31 protein-coding genes are annotated in these 23695 nt (G+C 45.1%); 7 read left to right on the plus strand and 24 right to left on the minus strand.

All coding sequences use genetic code 11. The features are described 5' to 3' along the window. Position 1 precedes the first annotated feature (1 nt). Positions 2-214 carry a twin transmembrane helix small protein gene (locus tag B6A14_RS01140; protein WP_087908640.1) on the plus strand — a complete coding sequence of 71 codons (213 nt, stop codon included), beginning with the start codon at positions 2-4 and terminating at the stop codon, positions 212-214. Positions 215-282: 68 nt separating this feature from the next. On the opposite strand, the gene B6A14_RS01145 is transcribed toward B6A14_RS01140, so the two are convergent. From B6A14_RS01145 to B6A14_RS01170, 7 genes are all read right to left on the minus strand, one after another. Further along, positions 283-1137 carry a cytochrome c oxidase subunit 3 gene (locus B6A14_RS01145; protein WP_087908641.1) on the minus strand — a complete coding sequence of 285 codons (855 nt, stop codon included), beginning with the start codon at positions 1135-1137 and terminating at the stop codon, positions 283-285. 29 nt (positions 1138-1166) lie between these two features. After that, the gene (locus B6A14_RS01150; protein WP_236635590.1) at positions 1167-1340 is read right to left on the minus strand and encodes a DUF2970 domain-containing protein; all 174 of its coding nucleotides are present in this window, start codon (positions 1338-1340) and stop codon (positions 1167-1169) included. A 17-nt stretch (positions 1341-1357) separates the two neighbouring features. After that, the gene (locus tag B6A14_RS01155; protein ID WP_087908643.1) at positions 1358-1942 is read right to left on the minus strand and encodes a cytochrome c oxidase assembly protein; all 585 of its coding nucleotides are present in this window, start codon (positions 1940-1942) and stop codon (positions 1358-1360) included. Between the two features lie 14 nt (positions 1943-1956). Continuing rightward, positions 1957-2103, minus strand: coding sequence for a cytochrome oxidase small assembly protein (locus tag B6A14_RS10455; protein ID WP_216236195.1), 147 nt, complete (start codon positions 2101-2103; stop codon positions 1957-1959). Beyond that, entirely contained in the window at positions 2072-3691 is a 1620-nt protein-coding gene (ctaD, locus tag B6A14_RS01160) for a cytochrome c oxidase subunit I (protein WP_087908644.1), read from the minus strand. Before ctaD ends, B6A14_RS10455 begins: the two co-directional genes overlap by 32 nt. 43 nt (positions 3692-3734) lie before the next feature. Next, positions 3735-4892 carry a cytochrome c oxidase subunit II gene (gene coxB, locus B6A14_RS01165; RefSeq protein ID WP_087908645.1) on the minus strand — a complete coding sequence of 386 codons (1158 nt, stop codon included), beginning with the start codon at positions 4890-4892 and terminating at the stop codon, positions 3735-3737. Between the two features lie 179 nt (positions 4893-5071). Then, complete coding sequence (locus tag B6A14_RS01170) at positions 5072-5869, minus strand: methyltransferase domain-containing protein (RefSeq protein WP_236635595.1); 798 nt, start codon at positions 5867-5869, stop codon at positions 5072-5074. Between the two features lie 23 nt (positions 5870-5892). Between B6A14_RS01170 and B6A14_RS01175 the strand changes: the two genes are divergently transcribed. After that, on the plus strand, positions 5893-6642 hold the full coding sequence (locus B6A14_RS01175; RefSeq protein ID WP_087908646.1) for a ComF family protein: 750 nt from the start codon (positions 5893-5895) through the stop codon (positions 6640-6642). Continuing rightward, a complete protein-coding gene (gene trmL / locus B6A14_RS01180; protein WP_087908647.1) occupies positions 6635-7105 on the plus strand; it encodes a tRNA (uridine(34)/cytosine(34)/5-carboxymethylaminomethyluridine(34)-2'-O)-methyltransferase TrmL in 471 nt (156 codons plus the stop codon). The genes B6A14_RS01175 and trmL overlap by 8 nt, the downstream gene beginning before the upstream one ends. A 22-nt stretch (positions 7106-7127) precedes the next feature. Here the strand turns inward: trmL and B6A14_RS01185 are convergent, their stop codons facing one another. From B6A14_RS01185 to B6A14_RS01200, 4 genes are read right to left on the minus strand one after another with little or no spacing between them, the layout of a single operon-like run. Continuing rightward, positions 7128-8150 (minus strand): NAD(P)H-dependent glycerol-3-phosphate dehydrogenase, encoded by a 1023-nt coding sequence (locus B6A14_RS01185; RefSeq protein WP_087908648.1) that lies wholly within the window; start codon positions 8148-8150, stop codon positions 7128-7130. A gap of 24 nt (positions 8151-8174) precedes the next feature. Next, on the minus strand, positions 8175-8696 hold the full coding sequence (secB, locus tag B6A14_RS01190; protein ID WP_087908649.1) for a protein-export chaperone SecB: 522 nt from the start codon (positions 8694-8696) through the stop codon (positions 8175-8177). A 27-nt stretch (positions 8697-8723) separates the two neighbouring features. Beyond that, positions 8724-8978: a glutaredoxin 3 gene (gene grxC, locus B6A14_RS01195; protein WP_087908650.1), complete on the minus strand. Its 255-nt coding sequence runs from the start codon at positions 8976-8978 to the stop codon at positions 8724-8726. A 7-nt stretch (positions 8979-8985) separates the two neighbouring features. After that, positions 8986-9399 (minus strand): rhodanese-like domain-containing protein, encoded by a 414-nt coding sequence (locus B6A14_RS01200; protein ID WP_087908651.1) that lies wholly within the window; start codon positions 9397-9399, stop codon positions 8986-8988. A 22-nt stretch (positions 9400-9421) separates the two neighbouring features. Here B6A14_RS01200 and gpmA point away from each other — a divergent pair, with 22 nt between their 5' ends. The 3 genes from gpmA to B6A14_RS01215 are packed head-to-tail and all read left to right on the plus strand — an operon-like array spanning position 9422 to position 12333. Continuing rightward, complete coding sequence (gene gpmA, locus B6A14_RS01205; RefSeq protein WP_087908652.1) at positions 9422-10111, plus strand: 2,3-diphosphoglycerate-dependent phosphoglycerate mutase; 690 nt, start codon at positions 9422-9424, stop codon at positions 10109-10111. Between the two features lie 14 nt (positions 10112-10125). Next, a complete protein-coding gene (locus tag B6A14_RS01210) occupies positions 10126-11559 on the plus strand; it encodes a S41 family peptidase (RefSeq protein ID WP_087908653.1) in 1434 nt (477 codons plus the stop codon). Positions 11560-11580: 21 nt separating this feature from the next. Then, on the plus strand, positions 11581-12333 hold the full coding sequence (locus B6A14_RS01215) for a HesA/MoeB/ThiF family protein (protein ID WP_087908654.1): 753 nt from the start codon (positions 11581-11583) through the stop codon (positions 12331-12333). Here B6A14_RS01215 and ptsP read toward each other — a convergent pair. The 8 genes from ptsP to B6A14_RS01255 form a co-directional block, all read right to left on the minus strand. Then, entirely contained in the window at positions 12330-14084 is a 1755-nt protein-coding gene (gene ptsP, locus B6A14_RS01220) for a phosphoenolpyruvate--protein phosphotransferase (protein WP_087908655.1), read from the minus strand. The two genes, B6A14_RS01215 and ptsP, sit on opposite strands and share 4 nt — an antisense overlap. A gap of 2 nt (positions 14085-14086) precedes the next feature. Further along, positions 14087-14356: an HPr family phosphocarrier protein gene (locus tag B6A14_RS01225; RefSeq protein ID WP_087908656.1), complete on the minus strand. Its 270-nt coding sequence runs from the start codon at positions 14354-14356 to the stop codon at positions 14087-14089. Between the two features lie 21 nt (positions 14357-14377). Then, a complete protein-coding gene (locus tag B6A14_RS01230; RefSeq protein WP_087908657.1) occupies positions 14378-14797 on the minus strand; it encodes a PTS sugar transporter subunit IIA in 420 nt (139 codons plus the stop codon). A 1-nt stretch (position 14798) separates the two neighbouring features. After that, positions 14799-15740, minus strand: a complete 942-nt coding sequence (gene gshB, locus B6A14_RS01235) for a glutathione synthase (RefSeq protein ID WP_087908658.1) — start codon at positions 15738-15740, stop codon at positions 14799-14801. A gap of 14 nt (positions 15741-15754) precedes the next feature. After that, positions 15755-17053, minus strand: a complete 1299-nt coding sequence (gene gshA / locus B6A14_RS01240) for a glutamate--cysteine ligase (protein WP_087908659.1) — start codon at positions 17051-17053, stop codon at positions 15755-15757. A 104-nt stretch (positions 17054-17157) separates the two neighbouring features. After that, positions 17158-18642: an ammonium transporter gene (locus tag B6A14_RS01245; protein WP_087908660.1), complete on the minus strand. Its 1485-nt coding sequence runs from the start codon at positions 18640-18642 to the stop codon at positions 17158-17160. Between the two features lie 13 nt (positions 18643-18655). Next, a complete protein-coding gene (locus tag B6A14_RS01250; RefSeq protein WP_011903792.1) occupies positions 18656-18994 on the minus strand; it encodes a P-II family nitrogen regulator in 339 nt (112 codons plus the stop codon). Between the two features lie 25 nt (positions 18995-19019). Further along, positions 19020-19922: a TorF family putative porin gene (locus tag B6A14_RS01255; RefSeq protein WP_087908661.1), complete on the minus strand. Its 903-nt coding sequence runs from the start codon at positions 19920-19922 to the stop codon at positions 19020-19022. A 262-nt stretch (positions 19923-20184) separates the two neighbouring features. Between B6A14_RS01255 and B6A14_RS01260 the strand changes: the two genes are divergently transcribed. Then, positions 20185-20439, plus strand: a complete 255-nt coding sequence (locus B6A14_RS01260; protein ID WP_087908662.1) for an accessory factor UbiK family protein — start codon at positions 20185-20187, stop codon at positions 20437-20439. 7 nt (positions 20440-20446) lie between these two features. On the opposite strand, the gene B6A14_RS01265 is transcribed toward B6A14_RS01260, so the two are convergent. The 5 genes from B6A14_RS01265 to B6A14_RS01285 are packed head-to-tail and all read right to left on the minus strand — an operon-like array spanning position 20447 to position 23681. Next, positions 20447-21028: a hypothetical protein gene (locus tag B6A14_RS01265; RefSeq protein WP_236635599.1), complete on the minus strand. Its 582-nt coding sequence runs from the start codon at positions 21026-21028 to the stop codon at positions 20447-20449. Further along, entirely contained in the window at positions 21021-22031 is a 1011-nt protein-coding gene (gene lipA, locus B6A14_RS01270) for a lipoyl synthase (RefSeq protein ID WP_087908664.1), read from the minus strand. Before lipA ends, B6A14_RS01265 begins: the two co-directional genes overlap by 8 nt. Next, entirely contained in the window at positions 22018-22671 is a 654-nt protein-coding gene (gene lipB / locus B6A14_RS01275; RefSeq protein ID WP_087908665.1) for a lipoyl(octanoyl) transferase LipB, read from the minus strand. The genes lipA and lipB overlap by 14 nt, the downstream gene beginning before the upstream one ends. A gap of 8 nt (positions 22672-22679) precedes the next feature. Further along, complete coding sequence (locus B6A14_RS01280; RefSeq protein ID WP_087908666.1) at positions 22680-22946, minus strand: YbeD family protein; 267 nt, start codon at positions 22944-22946, stop codon at positions 22680-22682. Positions 22947-22955: 9 nt separating this feature from the next. Continuing rightward, a complete protein-coding gene (locus tag B6A14_RS01285; RefSeq protein ID WP_087908667.1) occupies positions 22956-23681 on the minus strand; it encodes an alpha/beta hydrolase in 726 nt (241 codons plus the stop codon). Positions 23682-23695 lie beyond the last annotated feature (14 nt).

The following is a 23695-nucleotide window of genomic DNA, read 5'->3' on the forward strand; positions in this document are numbered from 1 at the left end:
GATGAAGTGGATTATTCCAATTGTCCTACTAATGATTGTTACCAGCCTAGGATCAGCCCTGTACTACATGATGAAAGATCGTGGCAATAGCTCCAGAATGGTTCACTCACTCATGCTGCGTATCGGCCTATCAGTCGCCCTATTCATTGGAATCCTGCTAGCCCATTATTTTGGACTGATTGAGGCTACCGGCATCAAGGTCGGGACAAACTAAAAGCAGCCATCTCAGAAGAGAACACCTAAAAATCAATCGGGGCTTAACGCCCCGATTTTTTAATCTGCTTACATCCAATAAACGGCGATGTAAAGACCAAGCCAAACAACGTCAACGAAGTGCCAGTACCAAGCAGCGCCTTCGAATGCAAAGTGGTGCTTAGCAGTGAAATCGCCACGAATCATGCGGCGTAAAACAATTGCCAACATCGTGCCACCCAGGAATACGTGGAAGCCGTGGAAACCGGTCAACATAAAGAAGGTTGAACCGTAGATACCAGATGTCAATTTCAAATTGAGCTCATGGTAAGCATGGTAGTACTCATAAACCTGGAAGCCCAAGAAGATTACCCCCAAACCAACCGTAGCAGCCAAGCCAATAATGGCTTTCTTCATGTGGTTCTCAACCAATGCGTGGTGGGCGATAGTAATAGTCACACCAGAGCTCAATAAGAGCAGGGTATTAATTGTAGGAATTGGCCATGGGCCCATGGTGGTAAATTTCTCAACCAAACCAGCAGGACCATCATTTGGCCAAACCGCTTGGAAGTTAGGCCAGAGCAGTTTGCTCTCTATATCACCCATCCAAGGCATCGCAATATTACGAGCATAGAAGAGTGCAGAAAAGAATGCCGCAAAGAACATAATCTCAGAGAAGATGAACCAAGCCATTGACCAACGATAAGAAATATCTACGTTGACACCATTCATGCCGGCATTTGACTCAGCAATGGTATCGCCGAACCAGTTATAGAGAACATAGATAATCCATGCTACGCCTGCGAGAGTTAGCGGACCGCCCCAAGAAGCGTGATTGACCCAACCAGAAATACCAAAACCAAAGGCGATCAAACCAAGAGCCGCCATGGCTGGGTGTCTAGATAGTCCAGGGACATAATAGTATGGGGTTGAATTGGATGACATCTTATTCTCTCTATTCAATCAAAAAATAATCAATTGGACACAACTGCCTTCACTATCAAGAGCAGCACACCCATAAAAATCAGGGCGCCAACAACACCTGCGATGATAATGTGCACAAAACTTAGTGAAGCTACATCTTCCTGCAAACCTGATTTTTTACGCACCCCCAAGAAGCCCCACATCACGGCTTTCATAGACTGCATAAAACTACTTTTCTTCTTCATGAAGATACTCTCGACTTAGGAGCGGGCGGAGTGCCGCCCAATCCCAACTCAAAGAAGGTATACGACAAGGTGATTGTTTTCACATCATCAGGCAAGCCTGCATCAATCACAAATACCACCGGCATCTTCTTTGTTTCATTTGCTGCTAGTGTTTGTTCCTGAAAACAAAAGCACTCTAATTTAGTAAAAAACTCCGTTGCGCTTTTAGGCGCATAACTTGGTATTGCCTGCGCACGCACCGGACGACCCAAATTGTTTGTTACTTCATACACAATCTCAGTCATCTCACCTGGATGAACTTCCAAGAAGTTCTTCACCGGCTTAAACGTAAATGGCCCACGACTATTGGAATCAAACTCGATCGTCACCGTACGAGAATAATTAACCTGGGTGTTACCAACCCTGTTAGGGCTAAAGGCACGAACACCATAATCATTCTTACTAGTAACTACGTTAATTCCAGTGACCTCACATAAGGCCTTATACATCGGGACTAAAGCATAGCCAAAACCAAACATCATTACTGCTGCAACCAAGAGCTTTAACAAAATCTGACGATTAAGTGATTGAGTAGTAACCATCGCAATATGCGGGATTAACCCAACAAGCTCCGTTTAATCAAAATACCAATAAAAAAAGTTAATACAACACTCAAAAGAACAAACCCTAATCTGCGATTATTGGCAGCTAAGGTTTGCTTTCTTGAAGAATTAAATTCCTGCTTCACGCAACTGCTCCGCATTAGGAGGAGTTTCAAATGTATGGTGTGGTGCTGGTGAAGGCAAAATCCACTCTAAACCTTTAGCGCCATCCCATGGCTTCATCGGAGCTTTTTCGCCTTGGCCACGATACGCAGGTAACACAACGAAGAGCAAGAAATAAACCTGTGCCAAACCAAAACCCAAGGCTCCGATGGATGCAATCGAATTGAAGTCGGCGAACTGAGTTGGATAGTCAGCATAACGACGTGGCATACCAGCCAAGCCCAAGAAGTGCATTGGGAAGAAAGTTAAGTTAAAGAAAATCATGGAAGCCCAGAAGTGGATCTTGCCGCGTGTTTCATTAGCCATGTAACCAGTCCACTTTGGACACCAGTAGTAAAAACCGGCGAACATGGCAAACAAGGAGCCTGCTACCAATACATAGTGGAAGTGAGCAACTACATAGTAAGTATCTTGGAGACCAATATCAATTGGTGCCATTGCCAAGATCAAACCAGTAAAGCCACCCATCGTAAATACGAAAATAAAGCCGATAGCCCACAACATTGGAGTTTCAAAGGTCATTGAACCTTGCCACATTGTTGCAACCCAGTTAAAAATCTTTACGCCCGTTGGAACAGCAATCAACATGGTTGCGTACATGAAGAACAATTGACCGGTAACAGGCATACCAGTTGCAAACATGTGGTGAGCCCAAACGATGAATGACAAGATCGCGATGGACGATGTTGCATAAACCATGGAGCTATAACCGAACAATGTTTTTCTGGAGAATGCTGGAACGATTTCACTCACGATACCGAATGCAGGCAGAATCATGATGTAAACCTCTGGGTGACCGAAGAACCAGAAAATGTGCTGGAACATGACTGGGTCACCACCGCCAACAGCGGAGAAGAAGGAAGTACCAAAGTGACGGTCAGTTAACACCATGGTGATTGCGCCAGCCAACACAGGCATAACAGCAATCAATAGGTAAGCAGTAATCAACCAAGTCCAGCAGAACATTGGCATCTTCATCAAGGTCATGCCAGGAGCGCGCATATTCAAAATGGTGACGATGATGTTGATCGAACCCATAATGGATGAAGCGCCCAACAAGTGGAGGGCAAAAATCGCCATATCCATGCCAGGGCCCATTTGTGAAGTCAATGGAGCATAGATTGTCCAGCCGCCTGATGGAGCGCCACCAGGAACCAAGAATGAGCTCAATAATAATGTTGCAGCAACCGGCAAAATCCAGAAGCTGAAGTTATTCATACGAGCGAACGCCATATCAGATGCGCCGATTTGCAAAGGCACCATCCAGTTAGCGAAACCAACGAATGCCGGCATGATCGCACCGAACACCATCACCAAGCCGTGCATGGTAGTTAGTTGGTTAAAGAACTCAGGACGTAAAAATTGCAAACCAGGTTGGAACAATTCCAAACGAATTCCCAAAGCCATCACGCCGCCAGCTAACAAGCTGACAAACGAGAAAATCAAATACATCGTACCGATGTCTTTGTGATTGGTTGCAAACAACCAACGACGCCAACCATGTGGCGTGTGATCGTCGTGTGCATGGTCGTGTGCGTGATCGTGGGTAGTAGAGACTGTGCTCATGGATTACTCCGGTTTAGTTTTTATCTGTATTAGTTAATCTGAATTACTTGCCGCCGCGCGCAGTCATAATGTCTTGGGTCTGAATCACTTCACCCGTCTTATTACCCCATGCGTTACGCGTATAAGTCATGACTGCAGCAATGTCGCCATCAGGAATCACACCAGCCCATTTCGGCATTGCACCTTTACCATTAATCAGGATGTTGTATTGGGCTGCTTTAGGTCCCAATACCATTTTGCTGCCATCCAAGGCTGGGAATGCACCAGCACCCTTACCATTAGCTTGGTGGCAAGCGGCGCAATTTGATGCATAAACTTTTGCACCACGCTCTTTTTGCTCATCCAGGGTGTAAACCTTTGAAGGATCATCACCGCCTGCACCCATTTCTTTTTTCTTTTCAGCAACCCAAGCCGTGTAGTCCTCTTGTGAAACCACTCTCACAACGATAGGCATAAAGGCATGCTCAGCACCGCACAACTCTGAGCACTGGCCGCGGAATGTGCCAATAGTTTCGGCTCTAAACCAGGTATCACGAACAAATCCAGGGATCGCATCTTGCTTAACGCCGAATGCTGGAATAGTCCAAGCGTGAATAACGTCATTAGCAGTAGTAATCAAACGAATCTTCTTGCCAACAGGCACAACCATTTCGTTATCAACTTCCATCAAATAGGTATTTGATTTTGGTGCGAGGTTATTAATTGCTTCACGTGAAGTTGACAAGGTAGACAAGAAGCTAATGCCTTCGCCCTCACCTTTGATGTAATCGTATCCCCACTTCCACTGATAACCTGTGGTCTTGATGGTGATATCTGAATTAGTAGTGTCTTTCATTGCGACAACTGTTTTAGTTGCAGGCAATGCCATACCGATCACGATCAACAGCGGAATAACTGTCCAAATAATTTCTACAGTTGTGCTCTCGTGGAAAGATGCTGATTTGTGACCTAATGATTTGCGGTGTTTCAAGATGGAATAGAACATCACTCCAAACACGCCGATAAAGATCACTGCGCAAATCACTAACATCATCCAATGGAGCCAATGGATTTCTTGCATGATTTTGGTTGCAGGTGCAGCAAAATTCAGCTGATTAACAGCGGGGCCGCCCGGCATATTTTCTGATGCCTGCGCAAAAGCAGTGCCAAAGGCTGCTACTAAATAGACCGAAGCCCTAGTGACTTTTCCAAATAAATTCATCTTATTCTCTGTTTATTGTCGTGAGCAAAGTGTCTAAAACGCCACTAAATGCCCAAAAAGCGGTATCAAGCCAATACATCCAGCCGTGATTATAGGGTTAATTGGGCTCAACAACAAACAGGGATAACACGGCCTAATCCAATCTTGGCAAAGCTTAAAATGATAGTAATCACTTACACTCAAGCAGAATCTGACCTAGTCTTGTGCCCAATTTGATTTACATCAATATAGGCAATATTGTCCCGCGCCTTCGCAAGGCCCTTTCCTAAAGCCCAGGCATGGCCATACACCAGCTCCAATGTCATTTTTTTGGGCAATAGACCTTGTTTAGATACTGCGCTAGTAGTTGTTTGAAGTAATTTCAGCGCCCCTGCATCAATAAGCAAAAGCGCATCCGATTGATAATCAAGATTGATAAATTCCATATCCATTACAGGATCAGAAAAACGCTCTCCCAGAAGAGCATCGCCCATATCGTGCATATCCCAAGGGCTCAATAAATTCTTTAATCTAAGCCCGCCAGAATCGACTGCGCGCAATTCTTTTCCAGTATCGGGCCCTAAATAGCTAAAAGTGATCAAACCTCCCTCTCTCAAAACACGCCAACACTCCTGTAAAAAAAGTCTTGGATCGGGTAAGTCTTGTAATAAGAGATCGCTAAATACCAAATCAACAGAATTGTCGGGAAGATTAAATTTACCCTTTGATAGGTAGTTAGCTATGGGCTCTGTATTGCTTCGAAACATGGAGCGCCAATGAGATGAGGCTTTTGAGCACCACATATCAAAACCAGAAATTCCATCCTCCGTAAGACTGTGAATCTTTGCATTCGGATAGCGCTTTGCAAATACTGCTAAATGCTTTCCAGGAAAATCTGGAACGATTAACGCATCTCTGACATCGAGTTTGACGATGTCGAGTTTTTGCAGCATACGGTCTGCAATTTCATCTTGTAACCATCTGATTGGGTGGGTCATTCGCTCAGTATACTCAGCGCCCCATGCGATTTCTAGAGAAGATTTTTCAATCTATCAGCCAACAACTTCTACCCAGCGCCTGCATCGTATGCGAACGCCACCAACAAAATAGTATTTGCGAACCGTGTTTGCAATCTCTAAAGGCAGATAGCTTATTCAACTACGAATGCTGCTATCAATGTGGTATCAGCTTAGATAAATCAGAGCTAGCAGACCAATACTGCAAACAGTGCAAGATTGACCCTCCCCATTTTGATGAAACATACTGTCTAGATCGGTATGAGGGGAAGCTACAAAATGCGATTCATGAACTTAAATATCATCAGCGCCTAGCCTATGCGTACGGACTTGCCAATGTATGGAATGAAACTTTTTCGGAGCAGCTAAAAGCCATCCATGCAAACTATCTTCTACCTGTACCACTCAGTACACAAAAATTATCTGCACGCGGATTTAACCAAAGCTGGGAAATAGCTCGCAGGATTGATTGCCAATCCACCATTCAGAAATTACCGTATGCACTCAAACGTGAGCATAATGAGTATCAACAAGCAGGAGGCGGGCTTGATACAAGACGGCTAGCCATTCAGGGTGTTTTTTATATTGAGGTTGGCTTCGCCGAAATTCTTCGAGGGCAAAGAGTGATCGTTTTTGATGATGTAATGACGAGCGGCGCTACTCTTAATGAAATTGCCCGCGTTCTGAAGGACAATGGCGTATCACACGTCATTAACTGGGTTGTACTCAGAACAGCTAAAGTACCGCATGTTTAATATTGTTTTATTCGAACCGGAAATCCCGCCAAATACAGGCAATATCATTCGGCTTTGCGCCAATACTGGAGCAAATCTGCATTTGATTGAGCCCCTAGGCTTTCCAATGGAAGATGCCAGGCTGCGCAGGGCAGGACTTGACTATCACGAGTTTGCCAAAGTCAAAGTTCATACCAATTGGGCGCAATTTTTAAATAATGAACAGCCAGATCCTCAACATCTTTTTGCCTTAACAACAAAAGGAAGCGGCAAATTTCATGAGGGCAAATATGCTCCCAATGATTACTTTGTTTTTGGCTCTGAAACCAAAGGGATTACTGATGAAGTGCGCAACTCTATTCCAGAAAATAATCGCATGCGCCTTGCAATGCAGGATAGTAGCCGTAGTTTGAACTTATCGAATACAGTAGCAATTGTGGTCTATGAAGCCTGGCGTCAGAATGGTCTTTCAGGCGGCAAGTAAAAGCTGAAATAAAGCGGGGTGACTAAGCTTCAATTTTTGGGTCTCGACCCATCAATTTCTTTACCGCTTCTTGTGGTGACATTCTGCCAGCCAATACTTCGCCCATCATTGCAGTAATTGGCATCTCTACACCCAAGCGATTTGCTAAATCTCCAACGGCAGCAGCACACAACACACCTTCTGCAACGTGGCCCAAGCCAGACAATATCTCAGGCAGTGTTTTACCAGCAGCAAGCTCAAGACCAACGCGTCGGTTACGAGAGAGATCTCCTGTAGCTGTCAATATCAAATCACCAACGCCAGTCAGACCCATACAGGTTTCTGATCTTCCGCCGGCAGCTTTCACCAGTCGCATCATCTCGGCCAAGCCACGCGTCAGTACGGCAGCTCGAGCATTTAAACCCAAATTCAAGCCATCCCCAATGCCAGCAGCAATAGCTAAAACATTTTTAACGGCGCCGCCTAATTCCACGCCCACCAAATCATCACTTGAGTAAACGCGCATGTTGCCATGATGAAACGCAGCTTGGGCTACCGCACACAAATCACCAGAAGTACTCGCAACTGTTAATGCGCATGGCATTCCAGCGCCTACCTCAGAGGCAAAGCTAGGGCCAGATAGTGCGCCATAAGAATGTTGAATACCATGACTATGTAATTTATCTTCACGCTCAACCACTTGATGTGGTAACAGTGCTGTAGTGGGCTCTAAGCCTTTACAAAGCCAAATAATATTTAAAGGGTGCTCTGCAATTTTCAATACTTGAGAAATTGTTTCAGAGAGTCCCGCCATTGGCGTTGCAATTACCAATAGATCTTTTGTAGAGAGTCTCTTGATGGCAGCCGAGAAGTTGCCTTCAAAGACAATATTTTTGGGCAGCTGAATGCCAGGTAGGTAGAAACAGTTTTCACCGCTCCGCTCGATTTCAGCTAATTGATCTTTACTACGAGACCACAAGGAAACATCGCCATCCTTGAGGTGGCGAGCCGCTTGTGCAGCCATCGCTGTTCCCCAAGCTCCAGCACCAATCAGGGTCACTTTCATGATCTGTGGGCTCGCTGTTTTGGCCTAATGGGGAAGAATTATTTTGCTCTCATCAGTGGCGCCACTCTCTTTGCCAGCTGCCTCTTGAGCCTGCATGAGACGATGCTCATACATGCCATGGAAATTGATCTCATTCAAATGAATCGGCTGGAAGCCTGCGCGGCTAATGATGTCAGCAATATTTGAACGAAGATATGGATACAAAATAGTTGGGCAAGCAATACCTAGCATTGGATCAACTTGCTCGGCTGGAATATTGCTAAATTCAAAAATGCCGGCTTGCTTAGCCTCAACCAAGAACAATACTTTTGAATCTACTTTTGCAGTGACAGTTGCGCTCAAAGCCACTTCAAAAATTTCACTACTCAACGGTGATACAGAAATATCAATTTCTACTTCTACTTGAGGTTCGGCTGCAACTAACAAAATTTGTGGCGCATTAGGCTGCTCTAAGGAGAGGTCCTTGAGATAAATTCGCTGAATCCGAAATCCAGGCTCTTTTGATTTATCAGCCTCTGCTTGAGGTGCGGAAGATTGTTCAGTCATTGCTATCTTTCTTGACGAATTAATACATTAAACCAATAGAGGATCGAGTTTGCCTGCACGATCTAAAGCCACCAAATCATCGTAACCACCAACGTGAGTCTCGCCAATATAAATTTGCGGAACAGTCCGACGACCAGTCCGAGTCATCATGACCTCACGCTGAGCAGGATCACGATCAATCAAAATCTTTTCTAAGTTACTCACGCCTTTTTTGTGCAGGAGCTTTTCAGCCATTACACAATATGGACAAACTTGGGTGCTATACATTGTTACGGATGGCATAAGTCTCTTACTTTACCAATGGGAGGGCGGCTTCTTTCCAAGCCTGTACGCCACCATCTAGAGTTGCAACTTCAGCAAAACCCAGACTTTTAACCTCAGCTATTGCCTTACGGGAATGCGCGCCGGTTTCACATACCAGCACTACTGGATTGTTGCGATCCAACTTGAGCTTCTCAATTGCAGTAGTAATCTCAGATGGTTTAATGAATTTAGCCCCTGGGAGTCTCCCTGCTTTATATGCTTCTTCAGGGCGTAAATCGAAAACATAGGCCTTGCGCCGATTAATCCAAATAGTGGCTTCGGTGGGCGACAAGCCTTTTCCACCAATAAGCGTAGATAATGTGGGAAGGAAAAGCGCTGAGCCCGAAACCAAAAGGAGGGCAATAAGCGCTAAATTATCAATTTGAGTGAGAAAGTTCATCACCAGATTATAGAATGGCTCTATGAAACAACTTGTCCTTATTCGTCATGGCGAGTCCGCCTGGAACCTCGAAAACCGCTTCACAGGCTGGGCGGACGTTGACCTAACCCCAAAAGGGGTAGAACAAGCCTTGGCTGCGGGTGAAAACCTCAAAAAAGCAGGCTATGAATTTGATGTAGCCTACACCTCGGTTTTAAAGCGCGCTATCAGAACACTTTGGCATGTTCAAGATGCCATGGATTTAATGTGGCTTCCAGTAGTTCATAGCTGGAGATTGAATGAACGCCATTATGGTGCCCTCACCGGTTTGAATAAAGCTGAAACCGCATCCAAATATGGCGATGAACAAGTTCATATTTGGCGTCGTTCTTATGATGTTCGCCCTCCACTGCTAGAGCATGATGATGAGCGCAATCCTAAAAATGACCAACGCTATTCCAAATTAACTACTTCTGATATTCCTTTAGGTGAGTGCCTCAAGGACAATGTCGATCGAGTGCTTCCCTTGTGGAATGAATCCATTGCGCCCGCACTAAAGGCTGGTAAACGCGTACTATTAGTGGCACATGGCAATAGCATCCGTTCTTTAATTAAATACTTGGACCAAATGTCTAACGAAGCCATTATGGAAGTGAATATCCCTAATGGCGTACCACTTGTCTATGAGCTTGACGACAATCTCAAGCCCATTCAACACTTTTATCTAGACTAAGGTCAAAAAGAAATATGCGTCAATTTCTGAAGAATTTCGCTCTCATTACCGTTGGTTTAATTGCTGGAATAGCAGCAACAATTCAACTTTCGGCAACCGCCCAGCAAGCTGCTCAGCTGCCACTAGATGAACTACGTACACTCTCTAATGTCTTTGCACAAATCAAGCGTGAGTATGTTGAGCCAATCGAAGATAAGCAACTCTTAACTGATGCCGTAAAAGGAATGGTCAGCAGCCTAGATCCACATTCAACCTTTCTAGACAAAAAAGATTTTTCAGAAATGCAAGAAGCAACTTCAGGTAAATTTGCTGGTCTCGGAATTGAAATCACCTCCGAGGATGGCGTTGTGAAGGTATTGAATCCAATTGAAGATAGCCCTGCAGCACGGGCTGGATTGCAAGCAGGTGATTTAATTACTCGCTTGGATGACAAGCCAGTACGTGGCATGTCTCTTGATAAAGCAGTTCGTACAATGCGTGGCACACCTGGTACCAAAATTACATTGACTGTATATCGCAAGAGTGAGGAGCGTAGCTTTCCCGTAACGATTACTCGCGCAGAAATTAAAGTGCAATCCGTTAAAGCCAAAATTCTGGATAACGATATTGCATGGGTCCGAGTAACAAGCTTTCAAGAGCGTACCGTTCCAGATCTTGCTAAAAAATTAACGGATCTTGCCAATCAAAATCCAAAACTCAAGGGCATCATTCTTGACCTACGAAATAATGGTGGCGGCCTCCTGCAAGGTGCAGTTGGTGTGGCTGCAGCCTTCTTGCCTGCTGATGTAGTAGTGGTATCAACCAAAGGCCAAGCGCCAGATTCCAAACAAGTATTTAATGCAACTCCGGCTATGTATCGTCTGAGCGAACCAGGAGATCCCTTAGCCGGTGTTCCCGAGATCTTTAAGAAGATGCCGATGGTAGTTTTAGTTAACGCCTATTCAGCTTCTGCTTCTGAGATTGTTGCTGGTGCATTGCAAGACTACAAACGCGCAACCATTATTGGTAAGACAACTTTTGGTAAGGGCTCTGTTCAAACGGTGCGCCCTCTGACCAATGATTCTGCTCTAAAAATCACAACTGCTTACTACTACACGCCAAGTGGCAAATCGATCCAAGCATTTGGCGTTAAACCCGATATCCCAGTTGATCAAAATAAGGATGGCGATCCAGATGATGTATTAATCACCCGTGAAATCGATAGTGAAAAACATCTGCGTAATAAGCAATCTGCCGAAGATAAGTTGATCAAGGATCGGGAGCGACGTCGTCTTGAAGAGTTGCAGCGCATTGAAGAAAAGAATGCCAAGAAAACTCCTGAAGAAAAAGAAAAGGATAAAAATAAGAAGTCACCTGAGCTAGGTAGCGCTGACGATTTCATGCTTTCTCAAGCAGTTGCCTTTATTAACGGCCAGCCGGTGAAGCGCTCTTCATCTAAGCTCGAATAAAATTCATTTTTAGGCCTGCACATGAATGATGAGCAGTTACTTCGGTACTCAAGGCATTTACTCCTTGAAGAAATCGATGTTGCAGGTCAAGAAAAACTCTTACAGTCGCACGCCCTGGTTATTGGGTCTGGTGGCCTAGGTAGTGCTGCAACCCCTTACTTGGCAGCCGCTGGTATTGGTCATATCACCTTGATAGATCATGATCGCGTTGAACTAACTAATCTGCAGCGCCAAATCATGCATACTGAAAAAAGTGTTGGCAAAAGCAAAGTTAATTCCGGAAAAGAATTTTTACAACAACTCAATTCTGGCATTCAGATTGAAACTATTGAAGCCAAAGTAACAGTCGCGCTTCTTGATGAATTGCTTCCAAGCGTTGATGTAGTTTTAGATTGCACTGACAACTTTGCAACCCGTCATTTAATTAATGCCAGTTGTGTTCAGCACCAAATTCCATTGGTTTCTGGATCGGCAATCCGTTTTGATGGTCAGATCAGTGTTTTTGATCCACGCAATCCTACCTCGCCTTGTTATGCGTGCATTTTCTCGCCCGATGAAAGCTTTGAAGAAGTCAGCTGCGCTTCGATGGGAATCTTTTCACCGCTGGTAGGCATTATTGGCGCTATGCAAGCTGCCCAAGCAATACAAGTGCAAATAGGTTTTGGTGAGGCTTTAGTGGGTCGCATGCTGCTGTGGAATGCTCGCACTACCCAGATAGATGAATTCAAAATATCTCGCAATCCCGAGTGCCCGGTTTGCGGTAGGGCCCACTAGGCCATTAAGCGCTCTAGGGCTTTAGCTTGATCTTCAGGCTCGTAGGCTTTGAGAACTCTTGGAACACGCGCCTTTAATAAACCCACATTTGCTTTGAGGATCTCACGCTTGACCAGTAACAGCTGGCTAAAGTGCATCGAGAAGTCGGTCAACCCCAAAGCAAGTAAGAGTCTTGTTAAGGAGGGGTCGCCAGCCATCTCACCGCATACCGCAATGGGTACGTTAGCGCGTTTAGCTTGTTCAATAATATTGGCCAGCAAATGCAAAATCGCCGGATGCAATGGATCATAGAGATGTGCTACAGCATGATCAGCGCGATCAATTGCCAGGGTGTACTGAATTAAGTCGTTCGTACCAATCGATAAAAAATCAAAGCGATTGATAAACAGCGGCAATACTAAAGCAGCAGCCGGAATTTCAATCATGGCGCCTACTTGAATATTCGGATTAAATGCTTGTCCACGTTGATGTAACTGTTGCTTCGCTTTTTCTATTAAACGGAAGGTTTCATCAATCTCTTTAGCATGAGCCAGCATCGGAATCATGATGCGTGCCTGGCCATATGCAGATGCCCGCAAAATAGCTCGCAACTGAGTTAAAAATATTTCAGGCTCTGTTAAGGACCAACGAATCGCCCGCAAACCCAAGGGGGATGTGCCAGTTTGAGATACATCATTTCCACCTGCGCCCAATGCCTTATCGGCACCAACATCAATCGTTCTGATATTGACAGGCAAGCCATGCATTAAATCCACTACACGGCGGTACTCTAAAAATTGATGCTCTTCATCTGGCAGCGCTTGCTTACGATCCATAAACAAAAATTCGGAACGAAATAAGCCGACACCTACTGCACCTAATTTGACGGCCTGCACAGCATCTTCTGGTAACTCAATATTGGCAAATAACTCGATTTCAACACGATCGGCTGTTTCGGTCTTGGCATGTTTGAGTTGTTGTAACTTACGAGCCTCTTTTATGGCTTGAGTTTGTAACTTACGGTATTCCTCAAGCAACTTCTCGTCTGGAGCGACGACCACAACACCTTGCTCGCCATCTAAGACCAACCAATCGCCATGGCGAATCATCTCACTCGCATGACGCACACCTACTACTGCAGGAATCTCCATGCTGCGCGCCACAATAGCGGTATGAGAGGTCTTGCCACCGAGGTCCGTTACAAACCCTGTAAAAGCAGACTCCTTGAAGCGCAACATATCATGCGGAGCGATATCATGAGCTACGATAATGGAGTCAACACCTAGCTCGCCTGGCGACATGATGTCAGCGCTATCGAGCGAATCCTTTTTCTGAGCATTTAAGGCTTTAATCACGCGCTCAGCTACTTGACGAATATCGTTAGCACGCTCTTTTAGATACGGGTCTTCGATTTCAGAAAACTGCTCTAATAAATCATTTAATTCGGTCGTTAGAGCCCAGGCAGCATTCATGCGCTGGGAGCGAATCAACATCATTGGTTTTTCAGCAAGCGCTGGATCAGCAAGAATCATGCCGTGGACATCTAAAAAAGCAGCCATCTCTTGTGGTGCATCTTTGGGTAAGCCTTGGCGCAGTTGGTTTAACTCTTGGCGCACCTGATCAAAGGCATCTAACAGCTTTTGCGCCTCAGCATCTTCCTTCCCTGGCTCAACTAAATAGTGGCTAACTTCTAATGCCGCACGCGAAATCAGTACCGCCTTGCCAATGGCAATGCCTTTCGATACCGGAATTCCGTGCAAGGCAAAAGTCATGCTTACTCGCCCTCTCCAAAGCGGTCATTAATTAATGCTGTCAGAGCTTGCATTGCCTCATCAGCTTGATCGCCGACAGTCTCGAGTGTTACGGTGCTGCCGATGCCGGCAGCTAACATCATGACGCCCATAATGCTCTTAGCATTGATTTGACGCCCATTGCGTGACAAGAATATTTCACAAGGAAACTGGGCCGCCAATTGCGAAAGCTTGGCAGATGCACGAGCATGCAGACCTAATTTATTGATGATTTCAATTTCAGCAACTGGCATTACGCGTGAACTCCTTGATCATTATTCTTTCACTTTTGCACCAAGGCGCAAGATTCCATTCTGACCGCCAGCGAGCGCCTTTTTAGCCAATTCTTCTAAATTCTCAGCGCGATGATTGATGCAGCGCATGAGCATTGGTAGATTTAATCCAGCGAGCACTACTACGGGGGCATTTAGTCCAGATAAGGGGCCAAGGGCCTCTAACTTTGATGCTACGTTTGCTGGGGTTGCCCCCATCACATCCGTCAAAATCAAAACACCATTTCCGGTATTCACTCCATAGGCAGCTTTTAACACTCGATCAAAGCTCACTTTAGTATCTTCATAAGGCGGTATATCAACCGCTCTCACACGCTCAGGCACTACCCCAAAAGTATGCTCAGCAAATCCAAGCATTGCGCTAGCAAGGGGTGTATGAGCAACAATTACGATTCCAGCCATGTTATGACAATACCTTCTCAAGCGCTTTCAAGAAAAACTGTGAAACATCAAACCCACTTTGTTCGGTAATTTCAACAAAACAAGTGGGGCTAGTAACATTAATCTCTGTAAGGTAACCGCCAATTAAATCGAGCCCTACCAAGAATAAACCGCGCTGATACAAAATGGGCGCCAGGCGTTCTGCAATTTTTTTCTCAGTATCAGTGAGGGGCATCGCAACACCCTTGCCACCAGCTGCTAAATTTCCACGAATCTCACTACCTTGAGGAATACGCGCCAAACTAAACGGCACTACCTCTCCGCCGATTAGCAAAACTCTTTTGTCGCCTTGGGCTATCTCTGGTAAGAAACGCTGCACCATCAGGGTTCTGGCCCCATTCTCACCAAGTGTTTCTACGATGCTGGCTAGATTTAAGCCGTCTGGCCCAACACGAAACACTCCCATTCCGCCCATGCCATCTAGAGGCTTAATGACGATATCGCGATGTTGCTGATGAAACTCTTCTACAGCACTGAATTCACGAGTAACTAATGTCGGCGGAATGAACTCTGGAAATTCAGTAATCGACAGCTTTTCTGAATGCTCACGCACAGCCGCAGGATCATTAAATACTTTTGCGCCCTGACGAACTGCCGCAGACAACAGCCAAGTTGTATTGAGATATTCAATATCAAATGGTGGATCAGTCCGCATCAAAACCGCAGCAAATGATTTAAGAGATCGTGACTCTATTCCACCAAGCTCAAACCAAGAAGTAGAGCTTGGCTTAACCACCAGAGTTTGACAATCTGCAACGACGAGATCATCTTTCCACAAGACATTACGGCTTTGACAAAACCATAAACGATGGCCGACTGCTTGAGCAGCACGCATCATCGCCAACGTTGAATCTTTTTTTACCTTAAAGGACTCGAGTGGATCGGCGATGAATAGAAAGTCCATAGTTTTCTAAATTATTAGGCCGCTTCAGCATCAGGGTCGGTGCGCTCAAGCTCCAACGAAGCCGCTAGTAAAGCTAAGCGTGCAACAACACCATACAAATAGAAACGATTTGGCGCTGCACTGCCTGGCTTAGCACTCATATCTGGCATCGAGTTTTGCTCAAATGCTAGAGGTACAAAATGCATACCAGGGGCATTTAGATTTTCATCGGGACCACGGTCAGTATGAACACGGTAGAAGCCGCCAATCACGTAACGGTCAATCATGTATACAACTGGCTCTGCGACAGCTTCATTGACCTTCTCAAAGGTATAGACGCCCTCTTGAATTAATACATCGCTTACCTCTAAACCTTCTTTAACCACGCTCATCTTATTGCGTTCTTTACGGTTTAAGTCTTTAAGTTGCGCGGGGTCATTCACCACCATAATGCCCATACCATACGTACCAGCATCCGCCTTTACAACAACATATGGCTTTTCTTTAATTCCGTACTCACGATATTTCTTAGCTGTCTTTTTTAAGACCTGCTCTACTGCTGTTTGCAATTCGTCTTCACCCTTACGCTCATGAAAATTAATATTTGAGCAACTAGTAAAGTAAGGATTAATCATCCAAGGATCAATATCAACAACTTTGGCAAACTTCTTTGCCACCTCTTCATAGGCAGCAAAGTGATTTGACTTGCGGCGCACATGCCAACCAGCATGTAAGCCCGGTAACAAATATTGTTCATGCAGGTTTTCTAAAATCGGTGGAATACCAGCAGATAAATCGTTATTCAGCAAAATAGAGCAAGGATCAAAGTCTTTTAACCCGAGACGTTGCTTTTTCAAGCCCAAGCGGGAGAGCGGCTCCATCAAGAGGCGATTACCATCAGGTAGATCAATCCAAGTTGGTTTTTTGATCTCTTCTGAAAAAGTACCTAAGCGCACATTCAATCCGGCTTGACGCAAGATGGAAGATAAACGCGCAATATTTTGCAAATAGAAAGTATTGCGGGTGTGGCGCTCTGGAATTAATAATAAATTTTTGGCTTCTGGACAAATCTTTTCAATTGCAGCCATTGCTGCCTGCACAGCCAAAGGCAGCATCTGTGGAGAAAGATTATTAAATCCGCCAGGAAATAGATTGGTATCAACCGGGGCTAACTTAAAACCTGAATTTCGTAAATCAACCGAGCAGTAGAACGGCGGGGTATGTTCTTGCCATTCCAGCCTAAACCAACGCTCAATGGGTGGGGTCGCTTCTAAAACCTTTGACTCTAATTCGAGCAAAGGACCGCTTAAGGCTGTAATGAGATGTGGAACCATTCCACTATTGTAAGATTATTAAAAGAAAGACGCGGGATCCTAAGATCCCGCGCTTAAAACTAGGTAGCCAAGCTAGGCCGCCCAGTGTGGGGTAAATCTATAAATTAAGACTCGTAGGCAGCTTCACCATGTGAGCTGATATCCAAGCCTTCGCGCTCTTCCTCTTCCTTCACGCGCAAACCAATCACCATATCGATCAATTTGAATGCGATGAAAGAAACTACGCCGGACCAGATCAAGGTGGTAATTACGCCTTGAGCCTGAATCCACAATTGGCTAGCAATAGAGTAATCAGGGGCCACAGCATTCGCTACATAATCCCAGATACCAGAACCGCCTAATGCTGGATCAGCAAATACGCCGGTCAACAATGCGCCAGTAATACCACCTACGCCATGTACACCAAATACGTCCAAGCTGTCATCTGAACCCAAGATTTTCTTAAGGCCAGTAACACCCCAGAGGCAAACAACACCAGCGATCAAACCGATGATGATTGAACCCATTGGGCCAGCAAAACCAGCAGCAGGAGTAATGGCAACCAAACCGGCTACGCAACCAGAAGCAGCACCTAACATGGATGGCTTGCCTTTGAGAACCCACTCAGCAACAGACCAACCCAATACAGCGGCGGCAGTAGCCAAATAGGTATTCACGAAAGCCAATGCTGCGCTACCGTTTGCTTCGAGTGCTGAACCAGCGTTGAAACCAAACCAACCGAACCACAAGAGTGCAGCACCAGTCATTACATAAACTAGATTATGTGGTTTCATTGCTTCTTTACCGTAGCCAACACGCTTGCCGATAACGTAGGACCCTACCAAGCCAGCGATAGCTGCATTGATGTGCACAACGGTACCGCCAGCAAAGTCGAGAACACCTTTTTGCCACAACCAACCAGCACGAGCAGTGATAGCCTCGAGTGATGCAGCATCTTTGATGTCATCAGGACCAGGCCAGAACCAAACCATGTGAGCGATTGGTAAGTAGCTAAATGTGAACCAAATAATCATGAATATCAAAATTGCAGAGAACTTAGCGCGCTCAGCAAAGGCACCGATGATCAAGCAGCAAGTAATGGTTGCGAACACTGCTTGGAAGGTCATGAATATAAACTCAGGAATTACAACACCCTTACTAAAGGTAGCTGCAACTGATTCTGAAGTCATACCACCCAAGAACAAGCGATCCAGTCCACCTATAAATGCCCCGCCCTCAGTGAATGCAAAGCTATAGCCGTAAATAGCCCACAGCACGGTGATCAAAGAGAACACCATAAAACATTGCATACAGATCGACAGAATGTTTTTGCTACGTGTTAAACCACCGTAGAACAAAGCCAAACCAGGAAGTGTCATTAACAGCACTAGTGCTGTACATACCATCATCCATACAACGTCGGCTTTATTGCACTTTTCGGAGCAAAGAACAGGTGCTGGCTCTGCAGCAGCAGGAGTTGCGGCAGGAGCAGTTACTGCTGGTTTTTTTGCTTCATCAGCATGCGCTGGCGAAGTAACCATCACACCAGTAGTACCAATGGCCAAAGCCATCGCACTGCCAGCTAGTAGTTTTTTCATCCAAGTTAACATTTTGAACCTCTCTTTAAAGTGCTGACGCGCCGGTTTCACCGGTGCGAATGCGAATGACGTGCTCAACTGGAGAGACAAAAATCTTGCCATCACCAATCTTGCCTGTACGTGCAGATTTTTCAATTGCTTCAATCGCACGCTCCAAGATGCCATCTTCAACAGCAGCTTCAATTTTTACCTTCGGCAAAAAGTCCACTACATACTCAGCACCGCGATACAACTCAGTGTGGCCTTTTTGACGACCAAAGCCTTTAACTTCAGTGACGGTGATGCCCGAAACTCCCACTTCCGAGAGAGCTTCGCGCACTTCGTCAAGCTTGAAGGGCTTGATGATTGCGGTAATTAATTTCATATGTTTCTCCGTTCAGAGGTGGAAATTAGAAAGTTTTTGTTAAAGAAACTAAGCCAGTTGATCTACCCAAATTCTTGCCTTGTGGGTTTGAGTAGGCATAAACGCCCTGATAAGTTGCAGCGTTAGTACCTACGTAAGCTAGTGATCCAGATAAGCCACCTCCAAAGTCTTTAGTGACACCCAATTTCCAGTCTGTGTAACCGTATAAAGTGTTGTTGCTAACATTGCCAACTGAATTTCCATTCCAAACAGTGGCGTTAGTAGGTTGGTTTCCAGCAAAATATTGATAGCCAACGTGGCCGTTCAACGCTAAGCCCCAGAAACCAGTGTCATAGTTCACTGTTAAATCTGGGTAATAGGAACCAGTTGAATTAGCAGTTCCAAACAAAGTTGATACCGCGTAGGAGAACTTAGCAAAACCTGTTACTGGTCCAAAGGTAAAGTTCTGTGCAACATAAACTTCAGTTGAGTTTGGATTTGCGGTTAAGCCATTGGTGTTGGGAATACCCGAAGTTGGATAGTAGTACTGCAAAATACCTAAGTCAGATGCAAAACCTGGACCAATTAATTCTTTTTTGATACCTGCATAAAAATCCATTTCGATCGATGAGCTTACTTGTCCTGCTGTAAATCCATTACCAGAGAAACCGCCGTTAGGTCCGTAAGAATCACTAATCCAACTAATAGAGCTGTTCCAGTTACCAATATAGAGACCACTCTCATGAGCGTAATCAAAGCCGCCTTGAATCGCTGGCTTGAAGTTTGATTGGCTGATACCACGATAACGATAGTCATTTACTACAGTTACGTTAGCGGTAATCGGACTAGCCTCTGGAGCCTCTGCTGCAGGGGCTGTTTGAGCAAAAGCGGCAGTAGCCAACAAGCTTGATGCGGCTAGCGCGAGAGCTGATTTTTGCAAAGTTTTCATGTGTTACTCCTTACTGGTTGTCATAAAAAATGGGTTGAATGCTGAATGCATGAAGGGATATTGATGGTTTAGGTATTCACAGATTTGCCACAAATCCCCCTATTAAGGCATTTGCACTTTTTTGGTGCTTAAGATTGCACCATGCATGTGAATTTAGGACTTTTTGGCTTATTTTTAAGCCTTTTGCCCATTTTTGGTCACCCAACATAAAATAACAATATGTGTCTTTTATGCAACTTTTATAGAACTGCGAAACCCCATCATGCAAAAACCCGGTGAAATCCTCGAGCAAATTCAACGCATCGCGAGTGATATGCAAAACAAGGTGGGGGATGCCATTCGAAATTCACCAGCCCAAGAGATTGAAAAGAATGTACGCGCGATGATGAACCAAGGTTTTCAAAAAATGGACTTGGTTACTCGCGAAGAGTTTGAGTTACAGGCTAAAGTTCTTGCCAGGACTAGAGAAAAGTTAGAGGCACTTGAGGCTAAGGTTACCGCCTTAGAAAAAACTTAGTCAGATTTTATTCTGGGTAAAACTCATTAAAGAAGTTTGCATACTCTTCTTTAGATAGAAATGTTTTCACGTCATCAGTATTAGCATTTGCATGCAATACTGACACCTGATAAATCCAAGCATCCCCATTGCTCGCTTGCCGCGTGATCCAGCGTACCCGCATTTGCTGTTGCTCTTTTGCATTTGGCTTCAAAACAATAAAGTAATCTGTAGTTCCCAGCTTTTGACGATTACTCGCCTGGTAAGTTACCACCTCTTCAACTACTCTCCCACCCGAAGCCTTAGCTCTTTCAAATAAATTATTTTTTAGCTGCGTGATAATTTTTTCTGTAACTGCAGCTTGTATTGCTGGCACCTGTGTCGAGCTAACTGAGTAAATATCGTCATCAATTTTGACTGCCTCAAGTGTTTGCTGTAACTCTTGGTCTTGGAATGGAATACGGCGCTCTAATTTATCCGGCTTGCCCGGAAATAAAGCGGTATAGCGCTCTTGTGGAGATTGAACTTTTCGCCAATCTAGCTTCGGACTGCAGGCTACAAGAAGAATGATTGCTGCAAGTAATGCGCCAGCCTTAAAGCGTCTAAACAACACCGGCTCCATGCGCTTGCTGATCAGCGTGATAGCTAGAACGAACCATTGCACCAACGGCTGCATGGGAGAAGCCCATAGCGTAGGCCCTCTCCTCAAACATCTTGAAAACATCAGGGTGCACATAGCGACGCACTGGCAGGTGATGGCCTGATGGTGCAAGATACTGTCCAATTGTGAGCATATCAATATTGTGCTCACGCATATCGCGCATCACTTCTAGAATTTCTTCATCGGTCTCACCAAGACCAACCATTAATCCACTCTTGGTTGGAATATGAGGAAAACGTTCCTTGAAATCCTTCAATAATTTTAAGGAGTGTAAGTAATCAGCGCCTGGTCTTGCTTCTTTATACAAGCGTGGCACGGTTTCTAAATTATGGTTCATCACATCTGGCAAACCATTCGGCGCATATTCAGCAAAAATATCCAATGCCTTATCTAAGCGGCCGCGAAAGTCTGGCACAAGTACTTCAATCCGAGTACTCGGTGATAGTCCACGTGATTGCGAAATACAATCAACATAGTGCATAGCACCACCATCGCGTAAATCATCACGATCCACGCTGGTAATTACTACGTAATTTAATTTCAGTGCTGCAATGGTGCGAGCTAGGTTAGCAGGCTCTTTTTGATCTAAAGGATCTGGTCGACCGTGGCCCACATCACAGAATGGGCAACGACGTGTGCATTTATCCCCCATGATCATGAAGGTAGCAGTACCTTTGCCAAAACACTCACCGATATTGGGACAGCTTGCCTCTTCACAAACAGTCACTAATTCGTTCTCACGAAGAATCTTTTTAATTTCATTGAACCGAGAATTGCCAGAGGCCGCCTTTACCCGAATCCAATCTGGTTTTTTCAAGACTTCTGCTAGCGGAACAATCTTGATCGGAATACGCGCAGTTTTCTCGCTCGACTTTTGCTTACGAGATGCGTCGTAATTGAGATCTTGACGAGACTCAACAGTCGTCTTGGTATCGGTCTTATTTATAGTCATGTGACATCAGTTGCTTTTGCAATTGCTCCAAAAGCTTTTGGCTAATAGTATCTATATTGTCCTTGATCCCAAGGGTTTGCATGTCGACCGTCTTTAAGCCCTCATAACCACAAGGGTGGATGCGTCCAAAAGCCTCAAGATCCGTAGCCACATTCAACGCCAGACCATGATATGAGCAGCTTTTAGAGACCTTAAGGCCCAATGCAGCCACCTTGGCCCCAATCCACTCCACCGGCAGTCCAGACTGCTTGGAAATGTAAATACCAGGTGCCCCTGGATGTCTTTCAGCTGCTATACCAAAATCTGCCAAGGTATCGATTACCGCTTGCTCGATACGGGAGACCAATTCTTTAACAAAGATGCCTAAGCGTTTGAGATCAAGCAAAAGGTAAACGACGATCTGACCAGGACCGTGATAGGTAATCTCACCACCACGATCAACCTGTACTAACGGAATTTGATTACTCGGTGAATGCAAATTACTGGCATCACCCGCAAGACCTAATGTAAAAACTGGGGGATGTTCTAAAACCCAAATCTCATCGGGCGTTGCACTATTGCGCTCTTTAGTAAATGCGCGCATCGCCTCATAAGTCGAGACGTAATCCGCTACGCCGAGATGTTTTACTAAAACAGACATCAAATCAATTACAGAACAATACTAACTAATGGATGTGTAGACAAAGTTCTATACAACTCATCAAGCTGCTCGCGACTTGTCGCTGTGATCGGCAAAGTAATACCTAAGTAATTGCCATCTTTAGAAGGTCGTTGCTCAACCTTACTCTCATCAAATGTGGGATCAAATTGTTTTGCAATATGAAGAATTGCTGGGAGGTATTCTGGAGTAGCTTTACCCATCACCTTAATCGGAAATTGAGAAGGGTATTCGATGAGTGATTTTTCTTCGGCCATATTGATCTCTTAGTTTTCTGATGATGTGCGATGGTCCGGCATGCCCAACCAGGCACCAGTGATGATGTTGCGAATGCAATGCAATCTACGATGAAAAAAGTGATCAGCACCAGGAACTACCTGCACAGTCAGCTCTTGCGGACGCGCCCAATCCAATACATCAATTAAGGGAATGGTTTCGTCTAGCTCACCATGAATCAGAATAGTATCTGCAGGCACTGCAGCTAAAGTCCATTTACCAGCAGCGCTACCCACCATCACCAAGCGCTCTGCAGGGCGGCCCAGATCGGCAAGTCTTTGTACCAAATGACTACCAACAAAGCTACCGAATGAGAATCCCGAAACTACCAGAGGCAAGATATTGGAACTTGCAACCCAAGCTTGATTAGCAGTGACATCAAATTGTGACCAGCTTGATGGTGTGCGCATCCAATCAGTAACATGCAATAGATCTTCTAGCTCGCCAACGCCATCATCATGAACGCCAGCAGTGCCGCCTACACCCCGAAAATTAGGTCGCACACTGACATACCCTAGTTGATTGAAAGCACGTGCCATTGTCTGCGCCACCTTGTTATCCATCGTGCCACCCATCAGTGGATGAGGGTGTGCAACTAAGGCTAGACCACGCACCATAAAAGCAGGATCACTTTTTAATTCATCCGGTAGATCAATGGACATTTCCATTGCGCCGACAAGACCTTCAATATGAATCACTTTTGTACGGCTATTCATTAGAAAACTTTCGG

It is taken from the genome of Polynucleobacter hirudinilacicola (genome assembly GCF_002192535.1).
GTDB lineage: Bacteria > Pseudomonadota > Gammaproteobacteria > Burkholderiales > Burkholderiaceae > Polynucleobacter > Polynucleobacter hirudinilacicola.